This window comes from Entomohabitans teleogrylli (assembly GCF_001484765.1).
In the GTDB taxonomy this organism is placed as follows: Bacteria; Pseudomonadota; Gammaproteobacteria; order Enterobacterales; family Enterobacteriaceae; genus Entomohabitans; species Entomohabitans teleogrylli.
Genome location: NZ_KQ947379.1, coordinates 261722 through 278834 on the forward strand (window position 1 = coordinate 261722; position 17113 = coordinate 278834).

General features: G+C 56.7%; 17 protein-coding genes. All 17 read right to left on the reverse strand.

The features are described 5' to 3' along the window. Nucleotides 1-9: 9 nt before the first annotated feature. Nucleotides 10-1824 (reverse strand): SGNH/GDSL hydrolase family protein, encoded by a 1815-nt coding sequence (locus tag AQ981_RS08505; RefSeq protein WP_154675919.1) that lies wholly within the window; start codon nt 1822-1824, stop codon nt 10-12. Between the two features lie 4 nt (nt 1825-1828). Continuing rightward, nucleotides 1829-2629, reverse strand: coding sequence for a phage tail tube protein (locus AQ981_RS08510; protein ID WP_058911317.1), 801 nt, complete (start codon nt 2627-2629; stop codon nt 1829-1831). A 1-nt stretch (nt 2630) separates the two neighbouring features. Further along, a complete protein-coding gene (locus AQ981_RS08515) occupies nt 2631-5327 on the reverse strand; it encodes a phage tail protein (protein WP_058911318.1) in 2697 nt (898 codons plus the stop codon). Next, nucleotides 5328-5531 carry a hypothetical protein gene (locus AQ981_RS08520; protein ID WP_058911319.1) on the reverse strand — a complete coding sequence of 68 codons (204 nt, stop codon included), beginning with the start codon at nt 5529-5531 and terminating at the stop codon, nt 5328-5330. A 12-nt stretch (nt 5532-5543) separates the two neighbouring features. Further along, nucleotides 5544-5777, reverse strand: a complete 234-nt coding sequence (locus AQ981_RS08525) for a hypothetical protein (protein WP_058911320.1) — start codon at nt 5775-5777, stop codon at nt 5544-5546. Nucleotides 5778-5789: 12 nt separating this feature from the next. Next, the gene (locus AQ981_RS08530; protein ID WP_058911321.1) at nt 5790-6605 is read right to left on the reverse strand and encodes a phage BR0599 family protein; all 816 of its coding nucleotides are present in this window, start codon (nt 6603-6605) and stop codon (nt 5790-5792) included. Further along, a complete protein-coding gene (locus AQ981_RS08535) occupies nt 6592-7776 on the reverse strand; it encodes a hypothetical protein (RefSeq protein WP_058911322.1) in 1185 nt (394 codons plus the stop codon). The genes AQ981_RS08530 and AQ981_RS08535 overlap by 14 nt, the downstream gene beginning before the upstream one ends. Continuing rightward, nucleotides 7773-11273, reverse strand: a complete 3501-nt coding sequence (locus tag AQ981_RS08540; RefSeq protein ID WP_058911323.1) for a phage tail length tape measure family protein — start codon at nt 11271-11273, stop codon at nt 7773-7775. Before AQ981_RS08540 ends, AQ981_RS08535 begins: the two co-directional genes overlap by 4 nt. Nucleotides 11274-11433: 160 nt before the next feature. Further along, complete coding sequence (locus AQ981_RS27615; protein ID WP_058911324.1) at nt 11434-11916, reverse strand: DUF6631 family protein; 483 nt, start codon at nt 11914-11916, stop codon at nt 11434-11436. Beyond that, nucleotides 11913-12665 (reverse strand): phage tail tube protein, encoded by a 753-nt coding sequence (locus tag AQ981_RS08550; RefSeq protein WP_058911325.1) that lies wholly within the window; start codon nt 12663-12665, stop codon nt 11913-11915. The genes AQ981_RS27615 and AQ981_RS08550 overlap by 4 nt, the downstream gene beginning before the upstream one ends. Beyond that, nucleotides 12652-12855 carry a DUF7210 family protein gene (locus AQ981_RS08555; protein WP_058911326.1) on the reverse strand — a complete coding sequence of 68 codons (204 nt, stop codon included), beginning with the start codon at nt 12853-12855 and terminating at the stop codon, nt 12652-12654. The genes AQ981_RS08550 and AQ981_RS08555 overlap by 14 nt, the downstream gene beginning before the upstream one ends. Beyond that, complete coding sequence (locus tag AQ981_RS08560) at nt 12843-13289, reverse strand: phage tail terminator protein (protein WP_032742864.1); 447 nt, start codon at nt 13287-13289, stop codon at nt 12843-12845. Before AQ981_RS08560 ends, AQ981_RS08555 begins: the two co-directional genes overlap by 13 nt. Further along, nucleotides 13286-13810: a gp436 family protein gene (locus AQ981_RS08565; protein ID WP_058911327.1), complete on the reverse strand. Its 525-nt coding sequence runs from the start codon at nt 13808-13810 to the stop codon at nt 13286-13288. Before AQ981_RS08565 ends, AQ981_RS08560 begins: the two co-directional genes overlap by 4 nt. Nucleotides 13811-13823: 13 nt before the next feature. Beyond that, the gene (locus AQ981_RS08570; RefSeq protein ID WP_058911328.1) at nt 13824-14753 is read right to left on the reverse strand and encodes a major capsid protein; all 930 of its coding nucleotides are present in this window, start codon (nt 14751-14753) and stop codon (nt 13824-13826) included. 59 nt (nt 14754-14812) lie between these two features. Continuing rightward, the gene (locus AQ981_RS08575; RefSeq protein WP_058911329.1) at nt 14813-15193 is read right to left on the reverse strand and encodes a hypothetical protein; all 381 of its coding nucleotides are present in this window, start codon (nt 15191-15193) and stop codon (nt 14813-14815) included. Next, nucleotides 15190-16314 carry a hypothetical protein gene (locus AQ981_RS08580; RefSeq protein WP_071608838.1) on the reverse strand — a complete coding sequence of 375 codons (1125 nt, stop codon included), beginning with the start codon at nt 16312-16314 and terminating at the stop codon, nt 15190-15192. Before AQ981_RS08580 ends, AQ981_RS08575 begins: the two co-directional genes overlap by 4 nt. A 237-nt stretch (nt 16315-16551) precedes the next feature. Then, on the reverse strand, nt 16552-17112 hold the full coding sequence (locus tag AQ981_RS08590; protein ID WP_058911332.1) for a phage virion morphogenesis protein: 561 nt from the start codon (nt 17110-17112) through the stop codon (nt 16552-16554). Nucleotide 17113: the final 1 nt, after the last annotated feature.

Genomic DNA, 17113 nt, shown 5'->3' on the forward strand with positions numbered 1-17113 from the left:
ATATTTTCCTCAGAGTAAATTCAGGTAAGAGGCTGCGACATACGGCGCAAGTGATTTATAGAGAAGGTGTCGACTAGCCCCAATGGGATGGACATTATCCCCCCAATTAAGCACCCCAAAACCGGTCTCAGCATCGATGTTGGAATACGATGTGCTGTAACCGTTGTCATGATTCACTAGCGCCCAGGTAGGTACGATGGACTGCCTGCCGTCAGTCAGTACTCTCGCTGCTGCATTCATTGCACGTAAAACCGGAACATATTTTGTCGACCACAGTTCATTGCGCTCAGCATCCATAGACGTCCCTGGCAACATGCGGATAACTCTGGCTGATGGCCACGCAGCCCTCAGTTGTCGCATCAGTAACAGTTCGTTATTCAGAACGTCGCTGTAGATTGTTTCAACCGTCCGGTCACGGACGTCATTAGTGCCTGCGCCGTAAATGACAACATCAGGTGTTTCCAGCGAAAAACGCTCCTGATAGAACGCAAAATCCATTACCCACCCATTGCGGATAATATCGGTACTGTCTGACTCAATTGAAACCCGTAAAAATGGGTTCTGTGGCCATTTGGTTGTTTTATCCTGCGCCATGTACATCGCTTCATCTCCGGGTCGGATAATGCTGATACGGTCAGTTATTGCACCCGTAAAATCTCCCGACTCCCAACCCTCCCTGCATTCTGCCATTGCGCCGGTGGCATCATTTGCTGTACTGGCGCTGGCAGAGGTGTTTAGCGTGCCAATAAACTGCGCTGTATACCCGTGAGTACTCAGAAACTGAGAAATCAGTTGCGGCCCCTGCCGATTGCCAATGCTGTCACCAATCATCAGGATTTTGATGGTGGTTGCCACACTGGCATCTGGTACCGAAACCATTTTGACTGAGGCTCCCCGGCGATCACTCACCGATGCATCGGTACGAAAATTGAGGACTGCAGCGGAGCCGTAATCACTGGGGATGACCTCCAGCGTGTTCCTGCCGGATGCCTGTGCCGGTGTGGTGGAGGAGGAGATGGTTGCCAGCACGTCACGACCCGCCAGCCGTTCGCTGAGAACGGAGGGAATATGAATAACCTGTTTTTCACCGGAAAATGCCGCGAGAGTTCGTGAACCAAAATAAACACCACCATCCAGCACCGAACGCACTTCTGATGGACCTGGGGCATCACCTGGATCAGACAGGTCACGTAAAATACCACCTTCGTCGTCAATAACGCGCAATCCTGGTAACGTGGAATAACGTAATCTCAGGGGGCCAATATCAACCGTTTCCCCATTGGCTCTGATAAGTGCGCCACCTTCCTCATCTCCCCCTAGAACAGTTTCAGACGGATTTGAACGTATGCGATGGTGTAGGTCAAAAATTTCTTTATCTGAATACTGTCGTAATAAACCCCCTTCCTCATCAGTCAGCTTCTCGTAAATAGTTTCTTCATTTGAATATCCACGAATGAGAGAATGAATCAGATCAACGGATCGCTGAGATGCCAGATATGCCACAGCTATGGCTACACCGGAGTCATTCCTGTAATAGATAAATGCGGGTTCAGTACCAGCACCAAGAGCTACCCGAAATAATTGCCCCTCGGGGGTTGCAGCCAGACCAGCAATGGTTCCATCTGGATCGTTAACAGATTTATAAAAAGTGAACTCCCGAAAATCTGGGAGGCCGGTAATGAGGTTTTTAAGATACCGGGTTCGGTTAGCGAGTTGCTGAGCCTGGCGATTATCCGGTCCTCCTGGACCGCCTAATACGGGGGTATCCTCTTCCAGTTGATAAATCTCCTCAACCCAGATATTTTCATCATTAAGCGTGGACATCTGATTAACCTCGATGTGTATATTTACCGTCATATTGGATTGAGCCATTGTGTGTAATGCCGCTTAATCCCTCAAACATAGAAACCTGACCAAAAGGGCCAAAAAACGGATCGTGAAACTTCCTCGGATCAATCAATAATTCCGCTTTGGTCTCAATGTTATTTAACGTGCTTCCATCATTAATAAGAGACCATCCTGATATGGGTTCGTATGCAATCCGATATAGTTCGAGTAGTACATAGCTATTTTTCTCTGCAAGATTAATGCCTTCATAACGCAAAGAAAATTCTTTTTTGTTATTCATGGCCAGAGGGATAACCGTCTTTCGGGCATGCTCATAACTGACTTTGAGAGGTTGGAGAGTTGGCGTTCTGTTGAACACAATCGCCCCCCAATGTCTGTCAACAATGTAATCTGTATCCTGTGTCATCCCCGGAATATCAACACTCCAGACACGTTGATGTGGCAAACAAACCCTACAACCAGCAGTAATCCCTGACGGAAATGTATAATTACTGACAATATCAGGTAATTGTGTACTTAAGTTGCTATCCAGCAATGTGGAAAGGTTATCATCTGAAAAATTAAACCATTTTGCCGAAACCGTTCCATTATGTCCGGTTTTTATCTTTTCGCCGGTATAAAGTACTCCACCACGGGATATTTTAGTTTTCTGTTCATCAAAGTTAAGTGTAACGGCCAGTTCTGACACATCACCAATCCATTTCCAGTCCAGAGCAATATCTTTTTCACTCCGTAACGACAGATACACTTTACCTTGTCCATAATAATAGGGTTTATCCATATCATGTACTCCTTTCTGCCAGTTCCAGGTAGATTATGCCCTCGTTCAGAACGGGACCGTCTGTCGTGAAAATAGTGATATCCATTTCTGCGAGATAAATACCTGCGTTCCATTCAACAGCCACTGCCGAACCTGCAGAGGAACCCAGCAACAGCGCAGAAGCATCGCCTTCCAGCGCCAGCACGGTCAGTGGTCCGCTGGTTTCAGTCCACTGCACGATGACCAGCACCGCATGGGTACCGAAAGACCACGGCGACGTCGGCCAGGTTCCGGCTGGCCATTCAATATTATCGGCAGGAATGGACAGGCCGCTGGCCAGCAGGTCGGGTGGATACCAGGCCGTGACTCCGGCAGCATCAGCAATGGCGTGCAGCTCCGGCACTGCACCGGAAGAGGTATCTTCCGGCGTTGTCGTGGCCCAGTCGTTACCATCGACAATGGTCAGGGACAAGGTGATGCTTATCGGGAACGGCTTGTAACGACCTGCTGGCAGCTCTGCCTGGAATGTATAAAGCGACATCAGACCATCGCGTTTACTCTGCAGCGTCAGGGTATGTACATCATCACCGCCGGTGACATAGGGGATCGGGATGCTGACGTCACTGGCGGACAACGACCAGACCTCGCTCCCGGTGCTCTGAGCAATAAGTTTCACCACATACTCTGTACCGGGTTCGGGGCCGATGCTGTTTTCGGTACAGTCAATCAGGCGGTCGGCCTGCAGCAGGCGATCACGATGAGAAAATGCCAGAGTAAAGTTATCTGCGCTGGCCGCCACATCGGGATACAGGACGCCATTCACACGGATATTCCCAGGCAGATACGGTCTGGCCTGACGCCCGGACATGGTCAGCGTGGCCACCGGGGCGGCTGATTCTGCCAGCGTCTCCGTGCTGGTCCGGGTAAGCAAACGTGCCTCCACCGTTTCACCGGACAGGTATTCCAGCCCGTCCGAGTCCAGCGCATCCTGATACGCCCAGCAGCGGTCCCCTGCAAAGTGCCCTGACGGCAGGGAGTCCATGCAACCACGCCCGACGGTGAGAGTGCCTGCAGGAATGTCGACCGCGTCAACACGCATGATTTCATCATTAATCATCAGACCTTCACCAACGGTCGGGAAGATGGCCATGCTGACATGCAGGATGGTATCGAGTCGCCCGACTGGAGCCGTCAGCGTTCCTGATGGTGTCCAGTCACCCAGGCCACGGTCGGCGAATGTCGCTCCCGCTGCGCGGGTCTGCAGCAGATAGTTGATGCTGAGTGAGGTTGGTGCTATGGCCATCACGCCAGGATAGCCGGATTCAGGTTTCAGATAGTTCAGCTCAGCCTCGCTGACGGTCCCGGCCAGAACAGCATAAGGCAGCTCAATCAGCCGCTGGATGGTGACAGGTCGGGCGGATTTATCCGGCGGTGTCCAGCCACTGTCCTGTTGTCCGGAGCTGTAAGAGGTGGATGGGAGGCCAAAAACATCCTGAACCACAGTCAGCGTCAGGACACCGGTATCACCTTCCTCTATTTTTCCCACGCGCAGCACCATATTGTCGATGTTACGGTCAGGCAACTGGATGCGGAAAACATCACCCGGGCGCAGAATTCCGCCGCGCCGGTCGAACTGGATGACCAGACGGGTCAGCTCAGACTGGGCCGTCTCCAGGTCTCGCTGGGCTACGCGGGCGGCAAGTGAATGTGTGGGGATCGCTTTGTACTCGACCGAACTGCTGTTGAGTCCGGTATTCTGTATCGCCCCGAGGTTCTGCGCCCGGACTTCACCATCGGCATTTGTAACGGGGTCATTCCAGGTCACGACAATCTCATTCGGGTTCGACGTGGTGCTGGCGCTGTCGTCATCCTGAACGGCGATAACGCCGTTGTCGTAGGTGAAAACCGGCAGGTCATCGACACGGTAATCCCCGCGCAGCAGCTTCAGGGTCAGCTTGCCGGTTTCGAGGTCGGCATACTGCACCGCGCCGACATGATCGAGTACCTGCTGAACGAACGTATCCAGCCCGTCCTGGCGGTTATAGCGGAAACACAGGCCAAAGCCTTCTTCATACAACGTATCAGCAGCGGCGCGATAACTGTCGAGGTTCAGGTCATCGGCAAGCGTCAGCTGACGTCCCCAGTCGCGGTTAGTGGCACATTCCACAAGGATGTGGGCCGGGTTCATGGCATGAATGGCCCGGAGGTTGGCGAGCTGCTCCGAAAGGAGATCAGCTTCATCATCAAGCTGCGCTTCGCTGTTCTCCAGAATGATGGTGGCTTTCTCAGGGTACCAGACATCACCGTCCCAGCCTTTTGTTGTACGGCGAACCCGGTATAACCACGGTTTGGGGCTGGCGCTGTAGCAACTGACCAGACCACTGAAGAAGGTGGTCACCACGCCACGAAATCCCGGCACCAGTCCCGTCAGCAACTTCAGGAGCGATGCCGGTGGGACCTGATCCGGTTCGCCCATCATGATATCCAGTTGACCCTGTATGCCACCCTCACCACCGGTATCATCGCCGCCGAACAGACCGGGTTTGTCGATGTACACCGAGGTGCTGGATGAAATCTGCCCCGGCGTACCGGCAAAGACCGTCTTTTTATCGGCCATGATCGACACAATTTCGTTAACCGGACCGCGCCCCAGCCCCGCCTGTACATCCCAGGAGTAGCGATAGCCAACGGTGACTTTTTTTGAACCTTTACCGCCCATTTATGCTCCCGCTTCTTTCTTAGTCTGTTGCGCCAGTTCGACGATCTGAATCGCCAGCGCGTCGCCGGTTCCGGCCAACTGGTCTGAATCAATCCCGCCGTCACGAATGAATGCCTGCAGGTCGAGGTTATAGCGAGCAAAAAAGGTCCGCAGCCCCCATGCACAGCCACCACCGGCGCGAATATGCTCCATCGTTATCAACATGTTCACCTCCGGTTATTTTTTGATGGCCTGATAGCGATAATTGCCGTACCCGAGGACGAACCAGTCAGCCGTCCAGCAGTCACCAAAGAAGACGCACTGCGGGGTGCCCTCATCGGGCATGGGCATATTCCAGTCATCCTCAGTGGCCGCTTCCGGCGTGGAGTTTTTTTGTTTGGGCGCTAAGGCCGTGTTGAGAACATACGATGCAACCAGAATCGCCACATATTTAGCTACAGCCCACCACATGGCATATCCCTCCTAAAACAGTTTGATGATGGTATACGGAGACTTACCGGGCATATGCGGCTGGCCACCGTAGTTGAGATGGTTGGAAAACTTGCTGTCACAGGTAACAATCGTACGGTCGCAACCCGGGTACAGCGTGACCGACTGCCCGACCTGCAGGCCGGTTGTGCCGCCAAAAAGATGCAGCGTGCTACCGTCCTGAGCACGCAGCCCGCGCCGCTCGGTGTAGCCGTTGCGGTCAAACTCAATGTAACCACCGGAAAACCAGTCGCTGGCCAGCCCGGCTGGCAGGTTCGCGGTAATGGAGGAGCCAGCGAGGGCGGTGACCACCACATCACTGACCGCGAACCGGAGCGGATCAACTCGGCAGTTGTGGTCGTACAACGCATACGGGCACTGACGCCCAAAGGTGAGCCGGAGGCCCACCCGTGTAAACGTGCTGGCCAAGCTGATGGTGATCAGCTTGCAGGATTCAATCTGCTCGCGTTTGACGCTGCTGATTTCCCCGATCCAGACCACGCGGAACTCTCCGGAGGTATCCGTTGCGTGCCAGCGCATGACCCGCACCCTGACGGTCAGCGAAGGCGGCGTGGCACGAAACAGCAGCGCCACCGGATTACTGGCCGGAACTGTGATATCCATCCCGTCACCACTGCCGGAACTGAGGCCGCTGTTGCTGATGGCCTGTGCCTCCCAGACCTGACCGGCAAAGTCGATATCTTTGTCGGCGTTGCTGTAACGCCAGAACAGGTTATCGCCCAGCCGGAACTCATACAGCGTCAGCGGCTGACCATCGGCGACGGAATATTCAAACTCACTCCAGCTCATCACGTACTCCGGTAAAAGTGGTGGCAACCCGGGCCACGCCGTCGGCGTCGGTCACATGCTCCCAGGACACGCTGTCGGCGTCCTGGCGGGCCAGGGTCATCAGGGAAATGGACACGATCTGGTGCTGACCTGCTGAAATGGCATCGCCATCAAGCACAAGACGCTCTGCACCACTGACCAGGCTCACAGCAGTGATACGGCGGTAGTGCCGGGTTCCATCTGCCAGCAGAATGCAGATATCACGGCGACCTGGGCGGATACCCAGTTCGGCAAAGCCCGCCCCGACAACATCAACAGCGTTACCGCTGATGGCGGATGCCGGGGAAAAGTCCAGCGTCTGCCCGGGCACCCATATCGGGCGCTGACGCCCACGGAGGTACCACAGAAGCTGGCGCAGGGAAGTCTGTGCCGGACGGTTGGTGGTGAACCAGCTGTGCGTCTGCCGCCAGAAGGGACGACCTGCTGTATCAATCCGGAGCGGCACGCTGCTGCCATTATCGAGTTCACGGATCAGAGGCTGATAGCTCCCGCTGACCGACTCGCCCCAGTCGGTTTCGGACTCAAGCACCGGGTGGCCACGGTACTGTGTGAGCACCAGAGCATCGCTGAAGGCATTGTGCTCTGCGATGCGGAAACGCACCTGCGCGGTCGTCGCGGTATCAGTGAGACGGGACAGCGACGGCGGCTCTGTCAGCACCGCCGGGCGTACCGGATACACCAGCGAGCCCGCAGGCCAACTGTCGGTCAGCGGGGAGACCAGTTGCAGGGCATCCCCGGTCATACCGGCGATGGTCGCCATCCGGCTGGTTGCATCAGGGGACTCATTGGTTTTCAGCAACGCTGTTCCGCCGACGGTAAAGTCACGCCCGGCGGTCGGAATGGAGAGCGTGGTCGCGCCACTGGACACCGCTGCCGGCAACGCATAAACATCCGGATAAACCGGCATGGCCCAGGTACCCGCACAGCCCTGCCAGAGCATATGTTCGAAGCGCTGGCGGGCGGTGTCATACAGCATCGCCGTGAACTCAAACGTCCGGCGCGGTGAAAGTCGACCGGAAATCCGCTGCTCAGCGCCGGTGGGCGACTGCAGTACATCGGTTTTCCACTCCAGCGTCTCAGTCACGCCACGGGACCAGTCGGGGTCTGCCAGCCAGGGAAATAACGTCGTCATTTATTCAGCCCCAGCCATTGTTTCAGGGTCGGTACCTGCGCCTTAAGCGACGTGGTGAACTGGCGCTGGCCAGCCAGCGTCTGTGCTCCGGCGGTATAAACCTCGGACGGATCCAGCACCAGTTGCTGCTGCAGGCTGATGGGCTGCTGCGACGCAGCGGCGGGCGTGGCCATCGCGGTTTCAGGCACGGATGCTGGGACCGGCATATTTTGCGCGGGGATGCCCGCCAGCCCACCAGTGGCATGGCGAACGCGGGGCAGCCAGCCCCTGACCGCGTCCATACCGTGGCGGTTGAAGGCGTGCAGAAAGTCCAGCGCACCGGGCTGCTGAACCACAGCGGCGCGGGTCACAAACTCCTGGTCGGAGAGCATCGCCGGAATGGAGTCGGACGTGGTGCTGCCGGGGCCGCGAACCTGACCGCCATCAGCCGCAAACACACTGCCAAGAAGACCGCCGATACCGCCGCTGCTCCCGATAAGGCTGGAATTGGCCATCTGCGCCAGCTGCTGTGCCGCCAGCTGCGCCATGCTGTTAATGATGGTGAGAGCGAGGTTCTTCACCGCATCACGCAGGTTCATCGTGCCTTTGGCCAGCCCCATCAGGGAGCTTTCGATACCGCTCTGCAGACCGTCGCGGAATGCCTGAGTCAGCTCATTCCCCGCCTGATTCAGCTTGCCGAGCTCTTCTTCGAGCTGGCGGATCATCTCCCGGATTTTGTCACCGGCTTCACCGGGGGCGGTGGCCATCTCTTTCAGCTGCGGGAGGTAGCCCTTGATTTTGTCGCCAACTTCCTGGTGAAGCTGGACGAGGCGCTGCCGCCCCTGAATCTCATTAAGCAGGCCACCCTGAACCTGCGCCTGAATGCTGGTTTCCTGCTGGGACTGCCAGGTGAACAGGTCGTCGAGCTGCTTTTTAAGGTCATCGACGCGGATTTTGGTTTCAGCGACCGGCAGCAGCTTATCGAGCCAGTTCAGACCTTCGGTGTTACCGCTGGCTTCAAACTCGCGGCGCAGATCGGATACGCGGTTCTGCAGCTCTAGCATCGATGCGCCAGCGGTGTCGCCGGTATCGCGCATGTATTCCAGCTGCAGCTGGAGGTTCTGCCCCTTAAACTCCTGGGCGGTGATGGCGGCGTTGGCTGCTTCCGCCTGGCGACGTTGTTCGGCGGTCAGGTTGCGGGTGGCAATCTCCTGGGCGCGGGTCGCTGCGGCACCCTGAGTGCGTTTTGCGGCCTGATCCTCAAGCTGTTTGACGAAGTTTTTATTCGAGGTTTCCTGCTGCTTGGCCAGCGACTGTCCTTCTTTTGTCGCCTTATTGGCCGCGTTGGCCGCGTCAATTTTTTTGGCCAGCGCCCGGGCTTCATCCTGTTGTGCTTTGGTCGCACTTGAGAGCGTGCCGTTGCGGATTTCAGCCTCGACGCGGTCCAGCTCGGTGATGGCTTTTTTCTGGTTCAGCGTCTGCTGCAGCTGTTTGTTGTACTGCTCTGCCTTCTGACCGGATTTATCCAGCGCTTTCGTGTCGGCATCCCACTGACCGCCGGAAAAATTTTCACCGTCGGTGGAAGTGACGCCACGGTCTTGGAGCTCCTTTCGACCGTCAGCAGTGGCCCACATTGCCTGGTAGGTTTTTTGAAGGTCTTTAACCGCATAATATTCTTTCTCAATATCAGTCCGGTTATTGGCCCAGACCTTCCTCAGCGTCTCAGTTGCAGCAATAGCATCATCATTAATTTTCTGCCGCTGGGCTTTTTCAGCAGCTTCTTTTTTCTCAGCGGCTTGCAATTCCTTAAGTGCTGCCAGATCGTCTTTATATTGCTTCACTGACTCCTGATATTCACGAGGCTGCATTGCAATAAAAGTTTCACTACCTGCACCGGCGATCCTGTCTTCTAAAACTTTAATTTTATCGGCCAGTTCTTTGGCTGGAGCATCCAGACCAAGTGCACCACTGGCTTTACTTTTGAATGACTCCCAGGCACCGGTAGCAGCTACTTTGACATTACCCCATGCTCTTGCTACACGGTTAAGCTGTTGCTCCATTGTCCGAAGACGCTCTTCACTGGCTTTTTTAAATGCCTGCGAGGCGACCTCAATGGCTTCCTCTTTTCGCCCCTGGTCCTCCAGACTCTGAATACGCTGGTAGGTCTCCAAATCCAGAAAATGATATTGCTGGTTGGTGTTGGCGGCCCACGTGGTTGCGCTGTCGCTCATCTTCAGGAAGTTTGACACAACCTGATCAGCCGAGTCGCCGGACAGCTCTGCCATCAACGTCGCAGCCTGGGCCACAGAGGTCAGCGTTTCGCCGGTAAACCTGCCGCTACTGACCAGACCATTCAGGATATCGCGTACCTGGCTGTAATTACCGCGCAACTGGCCGCCCTGCTGCGCCATCTGCTCCAGTTCGCCGGAGGTCACACCGGCATAGTTGCCGGTTTTCTGGATCGAGCGGTTAAACTCGTCCAGGTCATTCATCGCCGAAACAGCCGCAATGCCCGCTGCAGCAACAATACCAGCCAGCCCGCCCATCGCGATTCTTGCCGGAGTGATAATGCCCGTCAGAGCCTTAAAGGTGTTACTGACGCCACCAAACGAGTCCTTGATTTGCCCGCCTTGCTGGATGGCCACCAGCCAGACAGGCATACCGCTGGCCAGTGATGTAACCACATCAGTAATCTGCATCGGTAGATATCGCATTGCCTGAGCATACTGACCAGCACTTATTCCCCCTTTACTCATCGCGGCGGTCTGGTCGGTGATACGCTGGATGAATGGCGTAGCCTCCGCTGAGATACCCAGTTGTGCGGCTTTATACTGCAGCAGCTCTGTGGTCGTCAGGTTCATTGTTTCAGCCTGCTCACGTAGCCGGCTGATGAATTGCTCTTTGGTTTTTGCCGCCTGTGCTTCAGCCTGTGCGGCTTCACGGGCCGCCGCGGCTTCTTTGCGACCCGCCTCCGTCGCGGCCCAGGCTGATTTCTCTACCTGCTGACGCAAATCATTAAGTCTGGTCGAGTACTGTTCAAAGTCATCATCATCAACCAGACCTGCTCCCCGGAACGCACTGAGCTGAGACTTCATTTCATCTAGGCGACCATAGGCGGCAACAACGGGATCAATCCGGTTAACCAGAGCGGAGAGAGCGGCTCGCTGGGCTTCGATATCGGCATTCGTACCTCCCAGGCCACTCTGCAGGGCGTCCATCTCAGCGCGGGTCCGGGCCAGCGCGGCCTGGTAACCTGCGTACTCAGTTGCAACCTGATGGACAACTGACCCTGCCTGTTCTGTAGCAGACGCTGCACTTTGTTCTGCCTGTGCGTGGCTACGTGCTGATTCGGCGATACTATCCTGCGCCCGGGCGGTGGTACTGAGTTTCTGTGAGCTGGTTGTTGCTGCAGAGCCAACATCTTCCACATCTCCGGCCAGTCCCTGCAGCGCACGGCTGGCATCCGCGAGGTCGGCGCGGATTTTCAGCATTAAATTGAGGGTGGAGTTATCGGCCATAACGCACCTGTATATAAAGGAAGAAAAAGCCCCGATCAGGATTTCAGGGCATTAACACGCTGAGTCGCGTGGTTACCACCGGCATAGGCGGCATTGACGTCAATAACGCGGTCAATACAGTCCTGCCGGTGTTGCCTTAGCGCTTCGCTGTAATACAGCGTCAGCTGGCGGAGGGTGTAGGTTCCGAGCCTGCCCGGGTCATGTCCGGCCCGGATGAGGGTTGCGAAGATGCTGCCGAAGCCGACAATTTCGCCCGTGTTGCCCTGATGGTTTCCAGCCGGACGACAGCGTTCATAAAAAAACGGCGGTTCTGGGTCCACCACCAGTCAATCAGGCTCTGGCCCTCACCGGCGGGCAGCAGCGCCACCCACTGAACGGGCTGGTCCACAGAACAGGCGATGAGTTCAGGGATATCACCGGCGTGCTTTCGCAGTACGGCTTCAATCTCTTCAATCATGGGCCACGGTGTCTGCATGACCTCCGCCAGACTGTGTGTGAGCGCATCCAGTTTGTCGCCCAGTTGCAGCATGTCCACCAGGGTGTATTCGCGGATAACCAGCCCCCGGCCCGCAATGGTGATATTGCGGGTCGAGAGCAGCACGCTCAGCTCGTCTTCGGTATCGGCGGGTTTCTGCTTGCTCATGCGACAGGCTCCGCAACATCAATGACGCGGCCAAAGCGACCGATGGTCGGGTCATCCGGGCGGGCATTGTCGTACAGCACGGTGGAGGTGGTCTCCAGCCCGGCCAGCGAGGTGTCGCCCTGAATCAGCGCCAGCGCAGAGGCCGGGGAGAAGGAGATTTTGTAAAGCTCCAGAATCTTCGCCGCACCGCCTTCGGCAAGGTTGATCCCCTCGAAACGCAGGTAAAAATCTTCCGGCTGCTGCGTGAACAGCGTGGTGTTGACCGAACCTGCATACTCATAATTCACGGACGGTGACGTTGCCTGAGCGGTCAGGAAGGTGATCGCCCCGTAGGTGTAATCCACTTCGTAGTCGGTCCCTTCCACCAGGCTACCGATAACCACGTCACTGACGCGCTGATGGTCCAGAATGTAGCGTTCACCCGCCATAATACCTGCCGGAAGAAGTTCGCCGGTGATGGTGCCTGCGGGGATTACAACCTGCTCACCGTACAGCACCACGGCCAGATTCTCCGGGGCCAGATCGTGCCACGTTGACGTCAGCGTACCGTCCTGGTTGGTGACAAAGCTGCGCACCGTGCCCCGGCGTCCGGAATAACTCTCTTTGTGGTTAAGACGCTCAACCGTCAGCGCCAGCGATAAGGCCGATACATCGCCAACCCAGCGGAATGCACCGGGCTTGCCGTTAGCCAGACGACGGGCCAGAAACACTTTCCCCTGGCCGTAGTAGTAGGTTTCAAGCTGTGCCATTGTCTTCCGGCTCCTGTTGTTTGCTTTTGCCACGGTTGCCCTGAGTGTCGCTGACGACCGGAGTGGCAACCCCGATAAGTTGATGGTCCCGGAGCCAGACTACTTCGGCTTCGGTCACGGTGATGGTTTCACCGGCTGCAAAACGCTTACCCTGATGGGTATGCGGCTGCAGGAGTTTTACGTCGGGCATCGTCTGCCTCCGATAACATGATTGACCTGGAAGGTATCCATCCAGAGCAGGGTACCGCCGTCATAGTCCAGAATGTCGCCCTTGAGCCACTGGATACCGGTGGTTGCGAGTTTGCCGGGGACCCAGCCAATCAGCTGGTCGCGTATCTGGCCTATCAGCGGGCTGATTTCATGGGTCAGACCGTCTGCACCCTGACCATAGTTGCGCACGGCAACGGCCACACCGAAGACCGCCTCGGCAACCTGCGCCCGGCTCCCGTTCCCCGGAACACCGCGCTCAGGTCCCATCAGCACATACGCCCCGGGGACCGCAAAACCGGATAACTCCGTCACCTGGCTGTATTCGACGATGGTGCCGAGGAAGCTCAGCGGGGACGGCGTCAGTGGCTGCAGGCGCTCGACGATCAGACTGATGGAAAACGGTTCGCTGCTCATTTTCCGTAATCCCTCAGTGAGTCCATGCTGAACGTGCGACCGGGACCGTCCACCATCGGCGGACCGCCAGCGGGTTTCTGCGTATCGGTTGCGCCGAGGCTGAATTTACCGTTGGCCAGCTGCTCCATCAGCTTCATCGCATCGCGGTAATCACGGACAATCGGGTCTGTCCGTTCATCAGATATACGATGCTGATGCAGCTTGTAGCGCACAACGGAGCGGCCCCAGCTGCTCAGGATCGGGTGGACCTTCACCAGCGGCAGGGTGTAGCCACGCTGGCGGAGATAACCGTCAATCAGGTTCTGGGCTTCTTCCACCGCACCGCCAATGTGCTCCACCACCTCAAGGGCCACCGCCACTTCAGCAGGAGGCCATGACGTGGTCTCTTCCCCACGCAACACCGCATCCAGCAGCTCCGGTCGGGCCGGTGGCTTGCCCGGAAGCTGAGTCACCTGAGACAGTTCGACCGCACCCGGGCGGTCAGCCAGTTCAGCAAGGGAGATATACCAGGTCACGGCCATCACTCGCCTCCGCTTAGGCCGATACGGCATTCTGGAAGAAGTAGCCACAGTCCTGAGCCACAATCAGCTCGCGCACGGACTCACCGACACGGACGCGCTGGCCACCGCGCATCCCCATGTCCGGATCAGGAATGGAGCCGGAGACACGGGAGCCAAACTGCGCGGTAAAGCCGAAGGTCACGCCACCCTGGGTATCAGCCAGCAGATTACGGTAGATAAAGGCGGCATGGTTGGCCCAGGCACGCACCAGTACCGGCTTCTGGCCCGGTCGGGCGATATTGACGAACGCCGAACCGACGACGATTTCGTCGAGTTCCAACAGGCCGCGAAGGAAGTCCAGCGGTACCAGGCCATCTTCACCCAGTGTGCCGTTATAGGCTTTCACGACCGACGGGTTCTGACGCAGGGCTGTTGCCGTAGAGCGTCCCAGTACCGCCACGTTCGGGCGCATGATCATCTTGTCGAGCGCAGTGACAATTTTCTTAATCGGTTTGCTCGCGTCGTTGTCCCACCGGTCAGCAGCAGCCAGGTTTTCTTTATTACCCACAGGGTAATTGGCCGCGTTAAACACCTCTTTACTGGTGCGAACTTCTCGGTCGAGCATGATGATATCGGACACGCGCTCGGTCGCACGACCCAGCGGATCGTAATTGGCCGGAGCATTGTCGATATCGGACTGTGGAACCGGTGCATCAAGGGCGTAATCGTTGGTCGAGGAGGTCTCATCCTCTGCATCAAACTCAATCTGATTGGGTTGTGACGTCCGTCCGACGGTGGTGGTCGGTACGGTGAAGCCCTGATCGAGATCGAACTTCCACCATTTAAACTCGGCTTTCCCCACCGGCACGCGCGGTAACACGCTGTCGGCAATGAGGGAGAGGTTACGGTACCCGATGGCAATCGCCGTCAGGTGGGGGTCAATGGGAAACGGTGCTTTGGACATTCTGAATTACTCCGGAAAAATAAGATGAAAAATTCTGTTTGTTACCCCTGGTGCTGCTGTCAACCGCCTCCGGCTGCAGCAGCGGCCAGTTGACCCGGAGCAATCCAGACAGAGCCGAGATCGTCTTCGGCACCGCCATACTCCGCAAAGCCGAGATAGAACTGACCCGCTGTAGCCGGAATTGCGCGACCGTCAGCATCAGCCGTCAGCGGGTCACCGGCGACAACATCACCACCATAGATAACCGGCGTCAGCTGGCTGCGAACCACATCGGCGGGTTCCCCGACGCTGGCTGCAACGAGGGTGGTGACACCGATAATCAGCTTGCTGCCATCGACGGCCAGAGTGATTTCGTCCGGCACCGTGCCATGCGTGACCATACGACGCGCAGCCAGTGCCACTTCTGCCTTATGGCAGGTGATCAGACCCGGAATATTCATTGCTGGGCTCCTTTCTTCACGTGGTTAACGGCGTCTGTCATGGAGATGGTGCGACCCTGTTTAGCCTGCTCTGCCTGATAGTTCTGTGCGGCAGTGGCCAGAGCGGAAGCATCGGCGAAATCGACAGGATCATCAGCCGTGCCGGTTTTTTCGCTGAAGTCCATCACTTTGGGCTTCTGGCTCAGCACATCGCGCAGCAGCTCTTCCGGGGTTTTGTTCACCGTGGCATCACCATCGGCAAAAGACAGCGGTGTGGAGTTAAGGCTAAGCAGTACCTCAACCACAGTATTCTTCTGGCGTGGCAGGATAGATCCCGCTTTAACCAGCCCGTCTGCATAGCTGACAACCGCGTCGCGTCGCACCTTCGCATCGCGTAGTTTTGCGGCTTCTTCATCCTTGCGTAGTTTCTCTTCACGCTCTGCCAGCGCGGTTTCACGCCGGGCGAGCTCCTCCGCCGTAACGGTGGTCTTTTGGTTCGGGTCCACATTGGTCTCCTCGGCATACGCCAGTGGTGAAATTGACTTACGTTCATCGGTGGCCGAGTCCAGAATCGACTGGATACGCCACTGAGGAATGATGGAATCGGCCTGCTCGATGGTTGTCTCCTGAATCACCCAGTCGCGAATCGACTGAAACAGGCTGGCCAGATTGTCGGCTTCCCACGGCAACGCGAACTCCAGCGGGCCGTTATCGCCGCTGGCCTCTGCGAACTGCGCATCAGGGAGCCCTTTGACGCCAGGAGGGACGGCCCCCAGAAAACCCACGTGGCGGGCGTAGAAATGACCGGGTTTCGGGTTGCCGGGGCTGTCAGGCTGATAAATAGAGAGGGAGCGTTTTTTGTAGCTGCCCGCGTTGAAGGCTTCCGCAAAGGCCGGATTCACCTGACGCGGCGCGGCATAGACGATGCCGTCACGGTACTCGAAGCGTTCCGCCCAGCCATACGCCGGAGCGGTCAGATTCGGATGCCCGATGACAAACGGTGCTTCCGATACTGAAGGGTCGTAGCTGTTGGCCAGATCAATGCAGTCTTCAGGGGTGAACGTGATGGTCCGTCCATCCATCGCGGTGTGGGTGCCGGGGGCAAAAACCGCAAGTGTTGCTTTAGCTGTACTCGTCGTCATGGCTATCGTCATTCTGGTTGTCAGGGGTTATGGCGACATCATGACGAAACGTGCTCAGGGGGTAATCTGCCCACGGACAGATAAAAAGGGACGGAAGGTAAAACTGAGGGCCAGCGAGAGGGAGGAAAAGGGCCGGGAGCCGTATTAAAACGTATTATAATACGGGTCGCCAGCGTGGATTGCGCCATCGTAGCCAGACGACCACCAGAACGCGTTACAGGGCGTCTGACGGCGACATCAGTTAAACGCCCCCTGCAGGTAGTTTTTCGCCATATCGATAAGGGTTTCCCCTTCCGCGTTTGACACACCCAGCCACTTTCTGGCGGGGATCGTGATTTTGTAGGCCGGAATAGTGTGCCACTGTGAGTAGTTTGATTTCGACTTACGGACGAACTGACTGGCAACCTTGCCGTTTTTCTTTTGCCGGTAATACGCCTGCTGACTGCGGGCGGCGATTTCGATGGTACCACCAAGCTGGTGAATGGCACCATAGACCCGGTTCGTACCGAACAGCAGTTCATCAGCATTCACCTGCCAGCGCAGGGTGTTACGCAGATAACCGTCGCGGGTCAGGATTTTGTCCCTGTTTTTTCGCTTACGCTTCTGGTACCGGGCCGATAGCTCCTGCCACGGTACTCCCTCCGGCGATGTCTGTTCCGTGAAACGTTGCTGGTGAAACTCCAGCAGGCGCTCTCCCATTGAACGCAGCAGCGGTGCCGGGCGCATCATTTCGGTCCGGGCATCCCACAGTCGGCTCAGCGCATCCTGAGCATCAAACGTCAGCGTCACACCCGACATC